The organism is Halomonas sp. E19 (genome assembly GCF_052439355.1).
In the GTDB taxonomy this organism is placed as follows: Bacteria; Pseudomonadota; Gammaproteobacteria; order Pseudomonadales; family Halomonadaceae; genus Halomonas.
Map to the genome: position 1 here is coordinate 467,770 of NZ_JBNFWU010000001.1, position 14,107 is coordinate 481,876.

A 14,107-nucleotide genomic window follows, 5' to 3' on the forward strand; every position below is an offset into this window, starting at 1 on the left:
GCGGGCTCTGGGCACAATGTAGGCCGTTTCCCGGCGGCTTGTCAGCTGCCCCCGTGCCAACTGCAAGCGAGGAGCCCATGGCCGAGCTGCGCGTGACCGAGCTTTCCACCATCGAGGCGGTCGAGGCCCGGCAGTGGAACGCCCTAGTGGGCGACGACCACCCCTTCCTGCGCCATGAGTTCCTGCACGCCCTGGAGGCGAGCGGCGCCGCCAGCCCTGCCACGGGCTGGGCGCCGCGCCACCTGACCCTGTGGCGCGGTGCGCGGCTCGTCGGCGTCATGCCGCACTACCACAAGCATCACTCCGCCGGGGAGTATGTATTCGACTGGGCCTGGGCCGATGCCTGGGAGCGCGCCGGCGGGCGCTACTACCCCAAGGGGCTGACGGCGATTCCCTTCACGCCCGCGCCCGGGCCGCGCCTGGCGTTGGCCGACGGCGAGGACGCGCTGGCCGCGCGGCGCTCGCTGGCCACCGCCTGGGAGCAGGCGGAGCTGTCGAGCTGGCACCTGCTGTTCGCCGAGGAGGGCGAGGTGGAGGCCTGGCAGGCGGCCTGCCCTGCGCTGGTGGCGCGCCACGGCGTGCAGTTCCAGTGGAACGATGCGGGCTACGGCGACTTCGAGGGCTTCCTGGCCGCGCTGACCTCGAAGCGGCGCAAGGCGATCCGCCGCGAGCGGCGGCTGGTGGCCGAGCAGGGGCTGAGCCTGCATCGCCTGGAGGGCGACGCCATCGACGAGGCCGCGCTGGCCCATTTCTTTCGCTGCTACGAGATCACCTACCTCGAGCGCGGCCGCCACGGCTACCTGAACCTCGACTTCTTCCAGCGCCTGCGCCGCACGCTTGCCGATTCGCTGCTGCTGGTCCAGGCGCGGCTCGAAGGCCGGCCGGTGGCCGCCGCGCTGTGCCTGCAGGGCCGGCGCACCCTGTATGGCCGCTACTGGGGCAGCGAGGTGCTGGCCGACAGCCTGCATTTCGAAGCCTGCTACTACCAGGGCATCGAGCACTGCCTGGCGCGCGGGCTGACCCACTTCGACCCGGGCACCCAGGGCGAGCACAAGCTGGCCCGCGGCTTCGCGCCGCGCCGGCTGCGCTCGCTGCACTACCTGGCCGACCCCGGCCTGCGCGCGGGGGTGGCGCGCTTCTGCGCCGAGGAGCGCCGCCACCTCGACGCCTACTGCCAGGCGGCCCAGCGCGCCCTGCCGTTCAAGGCGTGAGCCGGCGGGGGAAAGTGGCATAATGCCGGCTGCTCGATCCGAACAGGGGAAAGACATGCTCAAGGGGCTCGCCGTCGCGCTGCTGCTGCTGCTGGCGCTGCTGCAGTATCGCCTCTGGTTCGGCGATGGCGGCATCCAGGAACTGGGTGAGATCCGCGAACGCGTGGTGATGCTCGATTCGGCCAACAAGCCCCTGCGCGACCGCAACGCACGCCTGGCCGCCGAGGTGGTCGACCTCAAGACCGGCCTGGATGCGATCGAGGAGCGCTCGCGCAGCGACATCGGCATGGTGCGCACCGACGAACAGTTCTACTGGGTGCCCGGCGTGGTGATCGAAGCCAGCATGATCGAGGCCAACGCCAGCCTGGTGGGTAAGGCGGCGCCCGGCGCCACGGTGACCGGCCGTGAGTGAGGCGCTGTGGCTGGTGGTGCCTGCGGCGGGGCAGGGGCGGCGCATGGGGGCGCACTGCCCCAAGCAGTACCTGCCGCTGGCCGGGCGCACGGTGATGGCGCAGACGCTTGCGCGGCTGCACCTGGCCTTCCCCGCCGCACGCCTGTGCCTGTGCCTCGACCCGCACGACGCCTATTTCGATCCCGCCTGGGTGCCCTTTGCGAGCTGGCAGCGCGTTGCCGGCGGCGCCGAGCGGGCCGACTCCGTGCGCCATGCGCTGGCGGCGCTGGCGGGGCAGGCCGGCGAGGATGACCTCGTCCTGGTGCATGACGTGGCACGCCCCTGCGTCACCGTGGGCGACCTCGAGCGGCTGCATGCCGCCCTGCGCGGCGATGCGGTAGGCGGGCTGCTGGCCGCGCCGGTGGCCGACACCATGAAGCGTGGCGACGGCCAGGGCCGGGTGGCGCGCACCGAGCCCCGCGAAGGGCTGTGGCACGCGCTGACGCCCCAGGGGTTTCGCTACGGCCTGCTGCGCCGGGCCCTGGCAGCGGCGCAACGGGGCGGGGTCGCGGTCACCGACGAAGCCTCGGCCGTCGAGGCGCTGGGCGAGGCGCCGCGGCTGGTGCCGGGGCGGCGCGACAACCTCAAGATCACCCATCCGGAAGACCTCGCCCTGGCCGCCCAGATCCTGGCCGCCCAGCAGGCGGAAGGCGAGTCCGGCCGCGACACGGCTCTCAGGGAGGCGCAGTGAGATGTTCAGGATAGGCCACGGCTTCGACGTGCATCGCTTCGGTGACGGCGATCACCTGATGATCGGCGGGGTCGCCATTCCCTTTGCCCATGGCTTCGTCGCCCACTCCGATGGCGACGTGCTGCTGCATGCCCTCAGCGACGCCCTGCTCGGCGCCTGCGCGCTGGGCGATATCGGGCGCCACTTCCCCGATACCGACGCCGCCTGGGCTGGTGCCGACAGCCGCGACCTGCTGCGCCGGGTCATGGCGCTGGTGGCGGCGGCCGGCTACCGGGTGGTCAACGTGGATGCCACGCTGATCGCGCAGGCGCCCAAGATGGCGCCGCACATCGCCGCCATGGTGGCCAACATCGCCGCCGACCTGGCCCTGGAGGCCGATGCGGTCAACGTCAAGGCGACCACCACCGAGCGGCTCGGCTTTACCGGTCGCGGCGAAGGCATCGCCGCCGAGGCCGTGGTGCTGCTGGCCCGGCGGGGTGGCACGGATGAGTGAGGCGGCGACGGCGAGCGCCGGCTGCCGGCTGCGGGTGACGGAGGCGCTGTTCGGCCCCGTCGCGCCCGGCGACTACCGCGCCGCGCCCGAGGATTTCGTGGTCGAGGAGGTGCTCGGCTTCGCCCCGGAGGGCGGCGGCGAGCACCTCTGGCTGTGGGTCGAGAAGCGCGGCGCCACGACCCTGGAAGCGGTGCGCGAGCTGGCCCGCTGCTGCGGCGTGGCGCCGCGCGCGGTGGGCTACGCCGGCATGAAGGACCGCATCGCGGTGACGCGCCAGTGGCTCTCGGTGCACCTGCCGGGTCGCGAGGCGCCGGAGGATCTCGAGGAACGGCTGGCCGAAGGGGGCTGCGGGTGCTCGAACGGCGCCGCCATCCGCGCAAGCTCAAGCGCGGCGTGCACCGTGCCAACCGCTTCACGCTGGTGCTGTCCGGGCCGGTGGTCGACGCGCCGGACGTCGAGGCGCGCTGGCGCTGGCTGTGCGAGCATGGCGTGCCCAACGCCTTCGGCCCGCAGCGCTTCGGCCCCGAGGGGCGCAACCTGGCCCGGGCCCGCGCCCTGCTGGCCCGCGGCTGGCGCAAGCGCGACGACCGCGAGGGTATGCTGCTGTCCGCCGCCCGCAGCTTCCTGTTCAACGACCTGCTGGCGCAGCGCATGGCCGCGGGCAGCTGGAACCGCCTGCTGCCCGGCGAACTGGCCTTCCTCGACGGCAATGCGAGCCAGTTCGTCGTCGATGCGGTGGACGACGCCCTCGACGCGCGTGCCGCCTGCCTCGACCTGCACCCCAGCGGCGTGCTGTGGGGGCGGGCGAGTCCCGCGCCGGCGGCGAGGCGGCCGAGTTCGAGGCGCGGCTGCGCGAACGCCACCCGGCGCTGTGCCAGGGCTCGAGCGCGCCGAGGTGCGGCTGGCCCATCGGCCGCTGCGGCTGCGGCTGGAGCAGCCCGAGCTGACGCGCGCTGCCGGGCGGCTGCGGCTCGATTTCCAGCTGCCGCGCGGCAGCTTCGCCACGGCGGTGCTGCGCGAGCTGATGACGCACCCCACGCTGAATACCCTGACGCCGGGGGCCTGAGCCACCCGGCGACGATTCACCTGCCGGTCAGGAGGCAATACGCGATGCGCAGACTCTTGCTTTCGAACGACGACGGAGTGCATGCCCCGGGCTTCGCGCCCTGCACGATGCGCTGGTGGCCCACGCCCGGCTGCGCGTGGTGGCCCCGACCGCGACCGCAGCGGGGCGAGCAATTCGCTGACGCTCAACCGGCCGCTGTCGCTGACGGCGCTGGAGAACGGCTTCCATTGCGTGGACGGCACGCCCGCCGACTGCGTCTACCTGGGCGTCAACGGGGTGTGGGACGAGCGCCCCGACCTGGTGATCTCGGGCATCAACCACGGCGGCAACCTGGGCGACGACGTGCTCTATTCCGGCACCGTGGCGGCCGCCATGGAGGGGCGCAACCTGGGCATGCCCGCCATCGCCATGTCGCTGGTGGGCTCGCGCCACTTCGATACCGCCGGGCGCGTGGCGGCGACCCTGGTGGGGGCGGCCGACCAGCTGTCGCTGCCGCCGCGCAGCCTGCTCAACGTCAACGTGCCGGACCTGCCCTGGCAGGAGATCCAGGGCTTTCGCGTCACGCGCATGGGCTACCGCGGTCCGGCCGAGCGGCCGATGGAGGTGCGCGACCCGCGCGGCCGCCTGCGCTACTGGATTGCAGCTGCCGGGCAGAACGCCGATGATGGGCCCGACACCGACTTTGCCGCCGTCGAGGCGGGCTATGTATCGATCACGCCGCTGCAGACCGACCTGACTCGGCATGCGGCCATCGCGGATGTGCAAGGCTGGCTGGATGCATTTACCTGAACGACTTCCCGAGCTGCTGCGCGGGGTGGGCATGACCTCCCAGCGCACCCGCGATCGCATGGCGGCACGGCTTGCCGACCAGGGCATCGCCGACGAACGGGTGCTGCGCGTGATGGCCAGCGAGCCGCGCCACCTGTTCCTCGACGAAGCCTTGGCGCACCGTGCCTACGAGGACACCGCGCTGCCCATCGGCCATGGCCAGACCCTGTCGCAGCCGTGGATGGTGGCACGCATGACCGAGCTGGTGCTCAGCGAAGCGCCCGAGCGCGTGCTGGAGATCGGCACCGGTTCCGGCTACCAGACGCTGATCCTGGCGCGGCTGGTGCCGGAACTCTGGTCGCTGGAGCGGATCAATGCCCTGCATCACCGCGCCCAGGCGCGGCTGCGCCTGCTGCAGATCCACAACGTGCGCCTGCGACTGGCCGACGGTGGGCATGGCTGGCCCGAGGCGGCGCCGTTCGATGTTGTCCTGCTTACCGCCTGTGCCCATGAGCTGCCCGCAGCGCTGGTGTCGCAGCTTGGCGAGGGTGGGGTGATGATTCTTCCGCTGGCCGATGCCGAAGGGAGCAGTGGCTGACCCGGGTGCGTCGTGTGGGTAACCAATACAAGGTGCAGCGGCTGGAGCGCGTACGCTTCGTGCCGCTGCTGCAAGGAGTGATTCGTTGAAGCGCCAACTCAGTGTTTTCCTGAAGGGAGCCGGGATGGGGGCGGCAGACGCCGTACCGGGAGTTTCCGGTGGCACCATTGCCTTCATCACAGGGATCTATGAAGAGCTGATTCATACCATCAAGCAGTTCGGCCCCAGCGCCTTCGTCGCCTGGCGGCGCGGCGGCATCCCGCTGCTGATCACGCACCTCAACCTGGCCTTCGCCATTCCGCTGCTGTTGGGTATTGCCGCCAGCCTGATCAGCGTGGCGCACCTGGTGGTGTGGCTGATGGACGACCACCCGCTGCTGCTCAACGGCTTCTTCTTCGGCCTGGTGGCGGCCTCGGCGCTGGTGGTGAGTCGCCACCCGTCCGACTGGAAGCTGTGGCACGTGGTACCGCTGCTGCTCGGCCTGCTGCTGGCCCACGGCCTGCCTTCGCTGATGCCGATGATCACGCTGCTCGGCAACCCTTCGCTGACGCTGATCGTAGCCGGCGCCATCGCCATCAGCGCACTGCTGCTGCCGGGGGTGTCGGGTAGCTTCCTGCTGCTGTCGATGGGCCTCTACGGCACCGTCATGCAGGGCATCCGCAGCTTCGACGTGGCGCTGCTCAGCACCTTCGCGGTGGGCTGCCTGATCGGCCTGTTCGGCTTCTCGCGCCTGCTGTCGTGGCTGCTGCGCCACTACCATACGGCCACGCTGCAGCTGCTGATCGGTTTCATCGTCGGTTCGCTGCCGGTGCTGTGGCCGTGGCGCGAGCTGGTGCGCTACCAGCTTGGCCCCGAAGGCCAGATGATTCCGCTCAACTATCGCTACCTGACCCCCGACGACTACGCCAACCTGACCGGCGAACCCGGGCTGATGGTGCCGGTGGCGCTCACCATGCTGCTGGGTGCCGCCCTGGTGCTGGGGCTGGGTCGCTTTCAACAGCGCAGCACGAGCGGCAGCGTGAACAACCCCTCTCAATCGGCTCCTGACAAGGAGGATGGCTCCAATGCGTAAGGTGTTACTGGTTTCTGCCATTGCCTTGGCCATGGCCGGGTGTGTCGCTCCTCAGGAGTACCACGCGCCGCAGGTGCGTGACCTTTCCGCCAGTCGTGAACGCACACCGGCCAGCCACTATACGGTTGCCGCCGGCGATACCCTCTACGGGATCGCCTGGCGCCATGACATGGACTTCCGCGACCTGGCGCGGCTCAACCAGATCGGCCCGCCGTACCGTATCCAGCCTGGGCAGCAGCTGCGCCTGGGCGAAGGCGCGGGCGAGCCGCCGCGCCAGGTTGCCCAGCAGCCGCTGGGCGACAGCCAGGTAGCCACGGCGATCGCCCTGGGCGGCCCCTCGGCGCAGCCTCAGGCTACCGGCGGCAGCGACTGGCTGATGCCGGACGAGAGCGCCATCGAGCGCAATCGCCGCCTCACCGCCGAGCCCCTGGACGCGGGGGCGGCTGCGCCCTCCCAGGCGGCGCTGGCCAGCGCCGAGCAGGTGGCCGCCGCCGAGCGGCCGCCCGAGCGCGACCTGGAGCCGGTTCGCCAGCCTGAGCCCGAGCCGATGCGCCAACCCGAGCCCGAGCGTCCCGCCGAGGTCAGGGAGGAGCCCGCGCTGGCGGTGGCCGCCGCCCCCGAGCCGGAACCCGAGCCCGCGCCGCGGCCGGCGGCGGCCTCCGCGCCCGATGCCGGCACCCAGGTGGCGGGCGAGCCGCCGCGTCAGCCCGAGCGTTCAGGGCGCACCTATACGCCGGTGGCCGAGGTGCCCTGGCAGTGGCCGACCGAGGGGCAGCTGATCGGCCGCTTCGGCGAAGGCGGTAGTATCACCGCCGGCATTGATATCGCCGGGCAAAAGGGGCAACCTGTCAGAGCAGCCGGACCTGGTATCGTGGTCTATGCCGGCAGCGGGGTGAGAGGGTATGGCAACCTCATCCTGCTCAAGCATAACGATCAGTACCTGAGCGCCTATGCCCACAACGATACGCTTCGGGTAACCGAGAACGATGTGGTCGAGGCCGGTGAAGTGATCGCCACCATGGGCGACAGCGATGCCGAAAGCCCCAGGCTGCATTTCGAGGTGCGCAAGGATGGCCAGCCTCAAGACCCCCTTAAATACCTGCCGCAGCGCTGAGCGCAGGCGGCTCCCCCGGGGCGTCATGGTGGTCGTTGGCGTCCCGTCGGGGCGCCAGCAGAGCCATAACAATAATCACAGTGCGTGCTGAATGACGATGCCAGGTGTTGACCGACACCTAAGGACGAAAACGGGGTAGCAACCGATGAGCATGCTTGAACAGGACCTTCAGGATGTGGATATCGAGGAAGTCGCAGGGGTTGACCAGGAGCTCGGTGATGACCCGGAGACGTCGGATAGCGACGACGACGATGCGTTCGAAAAGGCGCTGAGCCGCGAGGACAAGCACTACCACCACAGTCTGGATGCCACGCAGATCTATCTCAACGAGATAGGTTTCTCGCCGCTGTTGACACCGGAAGAGGAGGTCTACTACGGCCGCCTCGCCCAGAAGGGCGATCCGGCGGGGCGTGCGCGCATGATCGAGTCCAACCTGCGCCTGGTGGTGAAGATCGCCCGGCGCTACCTCAACCGCGGATTGACGCTGCTTGACCTGATCGAGGAGGGCAACCTCGGCCTGATCCGGGCGGTCGAGAAGTTCGACCCCGAGCGCGGCTTCCGTTTCTCCACCTACGCCACCTGGTGGATTCGCCAGACCATCGAGCGGGCGCTGATGAACCAGACCCGCACGATCCGCCTGCCGATCCATGTGGTCAAGGAGCTCAACATCTACCTGCGCGCCGCGCGCGAGCTGACCCAGAAGCTCGACCACGAGGCGACCGCGGAGGAGATCGCCGACTATCTCGACAAGCCGGTCGAGTCGGTGAAGAAGATGATGGGGCTCAACGAGCGTGTCTCCTCGGTGGACTACCCGATGGGTGGCGAGAGCGACAAGCCGCTGATCGAGACCCTGGCCGACGACAACGAGCAGGGCCCGGAGTCGTCGCTGGTCGATATCGACGTCAAACAGCATGTCGACGAATGGCTGGCGGAGCTGACCGACAAGCAGATGGAGGTCGTGGTGCGTCGCTTCGGCCTGCGCGGCCATGAGGCGGCTACGCTGGAAGAGGTGGGCGACGAGATCGGCTTGACCCGCGAGCGGGTGCGCCAGATCCAGGTCGAGGCGCTCAAGAAACTGCGCCGGGTACTGGAAAAGCAGGGGCTGTCGATGGAAAACATCTTCAACGAGTGAGCCCCGTAGTCAAATATGCAGCCCACCTCGCTGGTGCGGCTGCACGTTTTCTGCATGCTGATGCGTTATCATTAGCGTCCTCATAATGAAGGGATGAAAAGGGAAACGATCGATGCATCGCTCACCAACAACTCGGCGCCTTGCGCGCCGCGCTCTGGCGGTCGTCGTCGGCCTGGCCATGGCCGGCAACGCCCAGGCCGCCGATCTCTGGACCATCACCCAAGACGCCCTGGCGAACGACGCCGACCTCGCTGCCGCGCGTGCCGGCTTCCAGGTCACCGAGGCCGGGCGCGACATCCAGCGCGGTACGCTGTTGCCGCAGATTTCGCTGAGCGGCAATGCCGCACACGCACGCGTCTACAACAGCGCCACCGGTGGTGCGCTGGATGCCCAGGCCCAGCAGGGCGGCGGCCAGCCGCCTGCGGGTACTGCCGCTCGCGACGATACGGTCAATACCATCGGCCTGAGCCTGGACGCCGAGCAGGCGCTCTACAACCCTGCGCGTCGCGCCCAGCTGGAGCAGGCCGAGCGTGAGATCGTCCGCGACGCCCTGGCGCTGGACGCCGCCACCCAGAACCTGCTGTACCAAGTGGCCAATGCCTACTTCGAGATCCTGCGCGCACACGACATCCTCAGCGCCCGCCGCGCCCAGGAAACCGCCATCAGCCGCCAGCTGGAGCAGGCCCGCGAGCGCTTCGAGGTCGGCCTGATCGCCATCACCGACGTGCACGAGGCCCAGGCCTCGTTCGACCTGGCGCGCGCCCAGCGCATCGCCGCGGAAGGGGCCATGCAGGTCAGCTTCGAGACCCTGGAGCGCCTCACCGGGCATCGCTACGACAGCATCGACGCGCTGCAGGAGGATGTGCCCATCACCGGCCCTGAGCCCGCCGACCGCGAGCAGTGGGTGGCGCTGGCCATGACCAACAGCCCCATGGTGCAAATGGCAGAAGCCGGCATCGAGGTGGCGCGCAGCACCGTCGACGTGGCGCGGGCAGGGCAGCGCCCGGTGGTGGCCGCCTTCGCCAGCTACGGCTGGGCCGACAGCGACCGTACCGGTGCCGACTACCAGTCGGAGAGCCAGGTCGGGCTGCGTGCCAGCGTGCCGCTCTACACTGGCGGCACGACCCAGGCGCAGATTCGCCAGAGCGGCTTCGCGCTGGAGGTCAGCCAGTACGACTTCGAGGCCCAGCGGCGCAATACCGTGCAGCAGGTTCGCTCCTTGTTCACCTTGGTCAACAACAACGTCGAGACCGTCGAGGCGCGTCGGCAGGCCATCGTCTCCAACCAGAGCGCGCTGGAAGCTACTCGCTCTGGCTACGAGGTCGGCACGCGCAACATCGTCGATGTGCTCAACGCCGAGCAGAACCTGTTCAACGCCATCGCCAATCACGCCGAGGCGCGCTACGACTATGTTCTCAGCCTGCTTGAGTTGCAGCTGCAGGCGGGGCTGCTGGGGCCGGACTCGATTCAGGCGGTCAATGCCTGGCTCTCGGAGCGTGAGGCGGTCTCCCTGGAGCTGCCGGATGCGCCGAGCGACGCCGTGATGAACATCGGCCTGCGGCCCCGGGCGCCCTCCTGACGGTGGTGCCGGCCAGCGTCACCGGGCCCAAGAAAACCACCGCAACCCGGTGGTTTTCTGCGTGTGGACAACCCACAGGTGCTACCGGCTCGTGCGGCGCTGCGGTTGTCATTTCATAACGTCATGCGGCGGCAGGCTGCCGCCGCCGTTCGCCAATGCGGAGGAGCTCCATGGCCAGGCCCTGGTCGCTGTGATCGATCTCGACGCGCTGCGTCACAACTACTGCCTGGCCCGCTCGCTTGCCCCGAACAGTCAGGCGCTGGCGGTGCTCAAGGCCGATGCTTACGGCCACGGCGCCGTGGCGTGCGCCCGGGCGCTGGAAGGGCTGCCCGAGCATGAGCGTCCGCCGGCCTTCGCGGTAGCCAGCATCGAGGAGGCCGAGGCGCTTCGCGAAGGCGGGATCCAGACGCCCATCGTGTTGCTCGAAGGGATCTTCGAGGCCACGGAGCTGGCTCGCGTCGAGGCGCTGGGGCTGTGGCTGGCGGTGCACAGCGAATGGCAGGTCCAGGCGCTGCTCAGCTATCGCCCGGCCAAGCCGATCCCGGTCTGGCTCAAGGTCGATTCGGGCATGCACCGGTTGGGCTTCCCGCTGCACGAGGCCGCCGATGTCTGGGAGCGGCTGCAGGCGGCACCGCAGCACGCCTCCGATCTGCACCTGATGAGCCACTTCGCCACCGCCGATGCGGCCGATACGGCCTACTTCCAGCATCAGTTCGAGAGCATGATTTCGCTTTCGCAGCGGCTCGGCGCGCCGCTGTGCCTGGCCAACTCCCCGGCCACGCTGGCACGGCCGGGCGCCCATGGCGCCTGGGTGCGTCCCGGCGTGATGCTCTACGGCAGCGACCCGCTGGAGGTGCCGAACGAGGCCAGTCGGCGCCTGGCGCCGGTGATGACGCTGCGCTCCGAGATCATCGCCACCCGCGAGCTGGCCGAAGGCGAGCCGGTGGGGTATGGCGGGCGCTGGCGAGCCCCGCGCCCCTCGCGCATCGGCGTGGTGGCCTGCGGCTACGGTGACGGCTACGACCGCCATGCCGTGGACGGCACGCCGGTGCTGGTGGGCGGGCAGCGCAGCGTGATCACCGGCAAGGTCTCGATGGACATGCTGATGGTCGATCTCACCGACCTGCCCGAGGCCCGCATCGGGACCGAGGTGGTGCTGTGGGGCCGTGCGACGGGCGGGGCGGTGTTGTCGGTGGACGAGGTGGCGCGCTGCTGCGACACCATCAGCTACACCCTGCTGACGGGCGTACTGCCGCGGGTGCCGAGACGCTACCGCCAGGCCTGACACCTCCGCCACGTACTTGAATCGAACAGGAAATCGCATGTCCAAGCGCAACTGGCCCGCTTCCTTCGCCCATCCCCGATTCTGGCCCGCCTGGCTTGCCATCGGGGCCATGCGGGTCGGGGCCTGGCTGCCGTGGCGGCTCAAGCTGGCGCTAGGCCGCGGCCTGGGGCTGCTGGCCTGGCGCGTTGTGCCGCGCCGGCGGCACATTGTCGACACCAACCTGCAGCTGTGCTTCCCGGAGCTTGGCGAGCGCGAGCGCGAGCGGCTGGTGCGCGAGACCTTCAAGGCCAACGGCATCGGCATCCTGGAAACCGCCACCGGCTGGTGCCGCGACCCGCGTCACCTGCGCCATCGCGTCACCTACAAGGGGCGCCATCATCTCGAGCATGCCTACGCGCAGGGCAAGGGCGTGCTGGTGGTGGGCATCCACTTCTCCACGCTGGACCTGGGCGGGGCGCTGCACTCGCTCTACTTCCCCTCCGACGTGGTCTATCGTCCCCACAACAACCCGCTGTTCGACCGCTTCATGACCCGCTCGCGCAGCCGCATCTTCGGCGAAGCCATCGACCGCCACGACCTGCGCGGCGTGGTGCGCCGGATCAAGGCGGGGCATATCGTCTGGTATTCGCCCGACCAGGACTTTGGCCGTGACGTGAGCGTGTTTGCGCCGCTGTTTGGCGTCGAGGCAGCGACCATCCGCCTCACCGCCAAAATCACTCGCATGACCGGGGCGCCGGTGGTGCCCTTGATGTTCCATCGCAACCCTGACGATCGCACCTACACCATCGAGTGCCACCCGGCGCTGGAGAATTTCCCCAGCAAGGACGAGGTGAGCGATGCGACCCAGGTAAACGCCTTCATCGAGCGCGCCATCCGCAAGCACCCGGAGCAGTACATGTGGCTACACCGCCGCTTCAAGACTCGCCCGGAAGGCGAGCCCGACCCCTACGGAAGGGCGCCTGGCGGTGCTGTGGATACAAGCGCTCACGGGCGGTAACTTGACGGTTCGTTGGGTTCACGCAACGCTTGTCATTACCAGAGAAGGAGTTCCGACGCTTCGCGTCATGACAGTCAAGGAGGTCTGTTATGCTCGGTAATGCCATGCTGTTTCTGATCATCGCCATCATCGCTGGCGTGCTGGGGTTCACCGGCATCGCGGGTGCGGCAACCACCATTGCTCAGATCCTGTTCTTCCTGTTCATCGTGCTCTTCATCGTTTCGCTGATCACGGGGCGGGGAAAACCATAGCGCCTGAGTCAGGCGCCATGACAGGGGGCGGTGGGTAGCGAGGCTGGCAGTCGCAGCCTGTGCTCGCCGCCATTGAGCTTTCCATTGATGTATTCCCTATCGAGATGATGCTGGGCCGCCTGGTTCAGCATCTCGATCACTCGTTCGGCCTGTTGCTGAATGCTTTCCCGCTGTGTGATGCCGGCAAAGAGCGAAAGCTTCTTGAGCGCTTCGAGCAGGCTCAGCCCGATCGACAGGTCGCGCTTGCCGTAGTGGATCATGGGCGTGAAAAGGCGGTAGAGCAGGGCGGAAAACTCCTCCGTCGGCCAGATGACTCTCACGCTGTTCTGCTCGTCGAGCAGGGCATTGCAAGGCGTGACGCCAAGCCGCTGGCGCAACAGGTCCGTCAGCTGGTTGATGCACAGCTGCGCCGTGCCGGGATCGTTTACCCCCGGTGAGAGCGCCTTCACCGCAATTTCCATCAGCTGGGTCAACCCGTGCACATGCGAGTCGCTGATCGACTCGGCTTGGCCGTGGACGATCTGCGCGAGCACTTCCTGGGTCCAGGTGTCGTCCAGCTGGTGGGGGCTTCGACATGCAGCAAGGGGTAGCCCTCCAGCACGAAGTCGCCAATGGCGACGTTGAAATGGATGACGGCATCCTTGTGGCAGGCCAGTTCCGCTAGCTTTTCGACGTCGGCTCGCTGGATCGTGCCCGTCTGGTTCGATGCGATGACCTGGTGCCTGACGGAAAGGGACGGAGGCTGGGGTAAATGCGTATACCGTGCGGCTTGCTGGCGGGCTTGCAAATGGTGCAGCGCATGGCTGGTGGCCTGGTGCAGGCTGGCGGCCACCGAGTTGACCTGCACGGACTGCGACGCCTTGTGGATGAAATAGACGAACAGCGCAAGGCAGTGCATGACCATCACTGCCGCCAGGTAGGCATGCAAGGAGCGCCACAGGCCTGGCGAATCCTCGCTGCCGGGCATCATCAGCAGCATCAGTACATACAGGATGGTGCCGAGATAGTGCCCAAGCACCCATTGATGGTGCCGCTTGGTCACCAATCCGAAGACGAGCTTGTGGGAAAAGTTGCCGCCGGCCTGGGAGAGCACCGACATCACCATCGAGAAGCTGAAGACCATCAACGAGACCATGCCGGTAATCAAGGTGGACAACAGCGTGCGTCGCGTCTCGGTGTCGGTGAAGTGAGCAAATTCGAGTTCGACCGGCAGGGGAAACAGACCATCCTCCGGCACCACGGCTGCCAGTCCCACCAGGAAGTATCCCAGTGCCAGCAGGCTGGGAATGTAAGCGATGCTTTGCCGGTACGACTTGGCCAGCTTGATGGGGTAGAAGAGTGCGGTAATCATCGGAAATCCTTTTCAGCGATGAGGCATGGTTCGATAGAACCAAAAGCC

11 protein-coding genes and 4 pseudogenes are annotated in these 14,107 nt (G+C 68.4%); 14 read left to right on the plus strand and 1 reads right to left on the minus strand.

Going from position 1 to position 14,107, the window contains the following annotated elements; all coding sequences use genetic code 11:
* Nucleotides 1-77: 77 nt before the first annotated feature.
* From ACUDAL_RS02545 to ACUDAL_RS02610, 14 genes and pseudogenes are all read left to right on the plus strand, one after another.
* A complete protein-coding gene (locus tag ACUDAL_RS02545) occupies nucleotides 78-1,211 on the plus strand; it encodes a GNAT family N-acetyltransferase (protein WP_444679290.1) in 1,134 nt (377 codons plus the stop codon).
* 55 nt (nucleotides 1,212-1,266) lie between these two features.
* Nucleotides 1,267-1,623 carry a septum formation initiator family protein gene (locus ACUDAL_RS02550; protein ID WP_444677031.1) on the plus strand — a complete coding sequence of 119 codons (357 nt, stop codon included), beginning with the start codon at nucleotides 1,267-1,269 and terminating at the stop codon, nucleotides 1,621-1,623.
* A complete protein-coding gene (ispD, locus tag ACUDAL_RS02555) occupies nucleotides 1,616-2,353 on the plus strand; it encodes a 2-C-methyl-D-erythritol 4-phosphate cytidylyltransferase (RefSeq protein ID WP_444677032.1) in 738 nt (245 codons plus the stop codon). Before ACUDAL_RS02550 ends, ispD begins: the two co-directional genes overlap by 8 nt.
* Before the next feature lies 1 nt (nucleotide 2,354).
* Entirely contained in the window at nucleotides 2,355-2,846 is a 492-nt protein-coding gene (gene ispF, locus ACUDAL_RS02560) for a 2-C-methyl-D-erythritol 2,4-cyclodiphosphate synthase (RefSeq protein ID WP_444677033.1), read from the plus strand.
* Nucleotides 2,839-3,912 (plus strand): annotated as a pseudogene (gene truD, locus ACUDAL_RS02565) (tRNA pseudouridine(13) synthase TruD). Before ispF ends, truD begins: the two are co-directional and overlap by 8 nt.
* Before the next feature lie 44 nt (nucleotides 3,913-3,956).
* Nucleotides 3,957-4,701, plus strand: a pseudogene (surE, locus tag ACUDAL_RS02570) (5'/3'-nucleotidase SurE).
* Nucleotides 4,688-5,367 (plus strand): annotated as a pseudogene (locus ACUDAL_RS02575) (protein-L-isoaspartate(D-aspartate) O-methyltransferase). Before surE ends, ACUDAL_RS02575 begins: the two co-directional pseudogenes overlap by 14 nt.
* On the plus strand, nucleotides 5,364-6,350 hold the full coding sequence (locus ACUDAL_RS02580; protein ID WP_444677034.1) for a DUF368 domain-containing protein: 987 nt from the start codon (nucleotides 5,364-5,366) through the stop codon (nucleotides 6,348-6,350). The pseudogene ACUDAL_RS02575 and the gene ACUDAL_RS02580 overlap by 4 nt, the downstream one beginning before the upstream one ends.
* The gene (locus tag ACUDAL_RS02585; RefSeq protein WP_444677035.1) at nucleotides 6,343-7,464 is read left to right on the plus strand and encodes a peptidoglycan DD-metalloendopeptidase family protein; all 1,122 of its coding nucleotides are present in this window, start codon (nucleotides 6,343-6,345) and stop codon (nucleotides 7,462-7,464) included. The genes ACUDAL_RS02580 and ACUDAL_RS02585 overlap by 8 nt, the downstream gene beginning before the upstream one ends.
* A gap of 151 nt (nucleotides 7,465-7,615) precedes the next feature.
* A complete protein-coding gene (gene rpoS, locus ACUDAL_RS02590) occupies nucleotides 7,616-8,596 on the plus strand; it encodes an RNA polymerase sigma factor RpoS (RefSeq protein WP_444679291.1) in 981 nt (326 codons plus the stop codon).
* Nucleotides 8,597-8,708: 112 nt separating this feature from the next.
* Nucleotides 8,709-10,175 carry a TolC family outer membrane protein gene (locus ACUDAL_RS02595; RefSeq protein WP_444677036.1) on the plus strand — a complete coding sequence of 489 codons (1,467 nt, stop codon included), beginning with the start codon at nucleotides 8,709-8,711 and terminating at the stop codon, nucleotides 10,173-10,175.
* Nucleotides 10,176-10,356: 181 nt separating this feature from the next.
* Nucleotides 10,357-11,460: an alanine racemase gene (alr, locus tag ACUDAL_RS02600; RefSeq protein WP_444679292.1), complete on the plus strand. Its 1,104-nt coding sequence runs from the start codon at nucleotides 10,357-10,359 to the stop codon at nucleotides 11,458-11,460.
* 37 nt (nucleotides 11,461-11,497) lie between these two features.
* Nucleotides 11,498-12,457, plus strand: coding sequence for an LpxL/LpxP family Kdo(2)-lipid IV(A) lauroyl/palmitoleoyl acyltransferase (gene lpxL, locus ACUDAL_RS02605; RefSeq protein WP_444677037.1), 960 nt, complete (start codon nucleotides 11,498-11,500; stop codon nucleotides 12,455-12,457).
* An 89-nt stretch (nucleotides 12,458-12,546) separates the two neighbouring features.
* Nucleotides 12,547-12,708 (plus strand): DUF1328 domain-containing protein, encoded by a 162-nt coding sequence (locus ACUDAL_RS02610; protein ID WP_444677038.1) that lies wholly within the window; start codon nucleotides 12,547-12,549, stop codon nucleotides 12,706-12,708.
* An 8-nt stretch (nucleotides 12,709-12,716) separates the two neighbouring features.
* Here ACUDAL_RS02610 and ACUDAL_RS02615 read toward each other — a convergent pair.
* A pseudogene (locus ACUDAL_RS02615) lies at nucleotides 12,717-14,059 on the minus strand (DUF2254 domain-containing protein).
* Nucleotides 14,060-14,107: the final 48 nt, after the last annotated feature.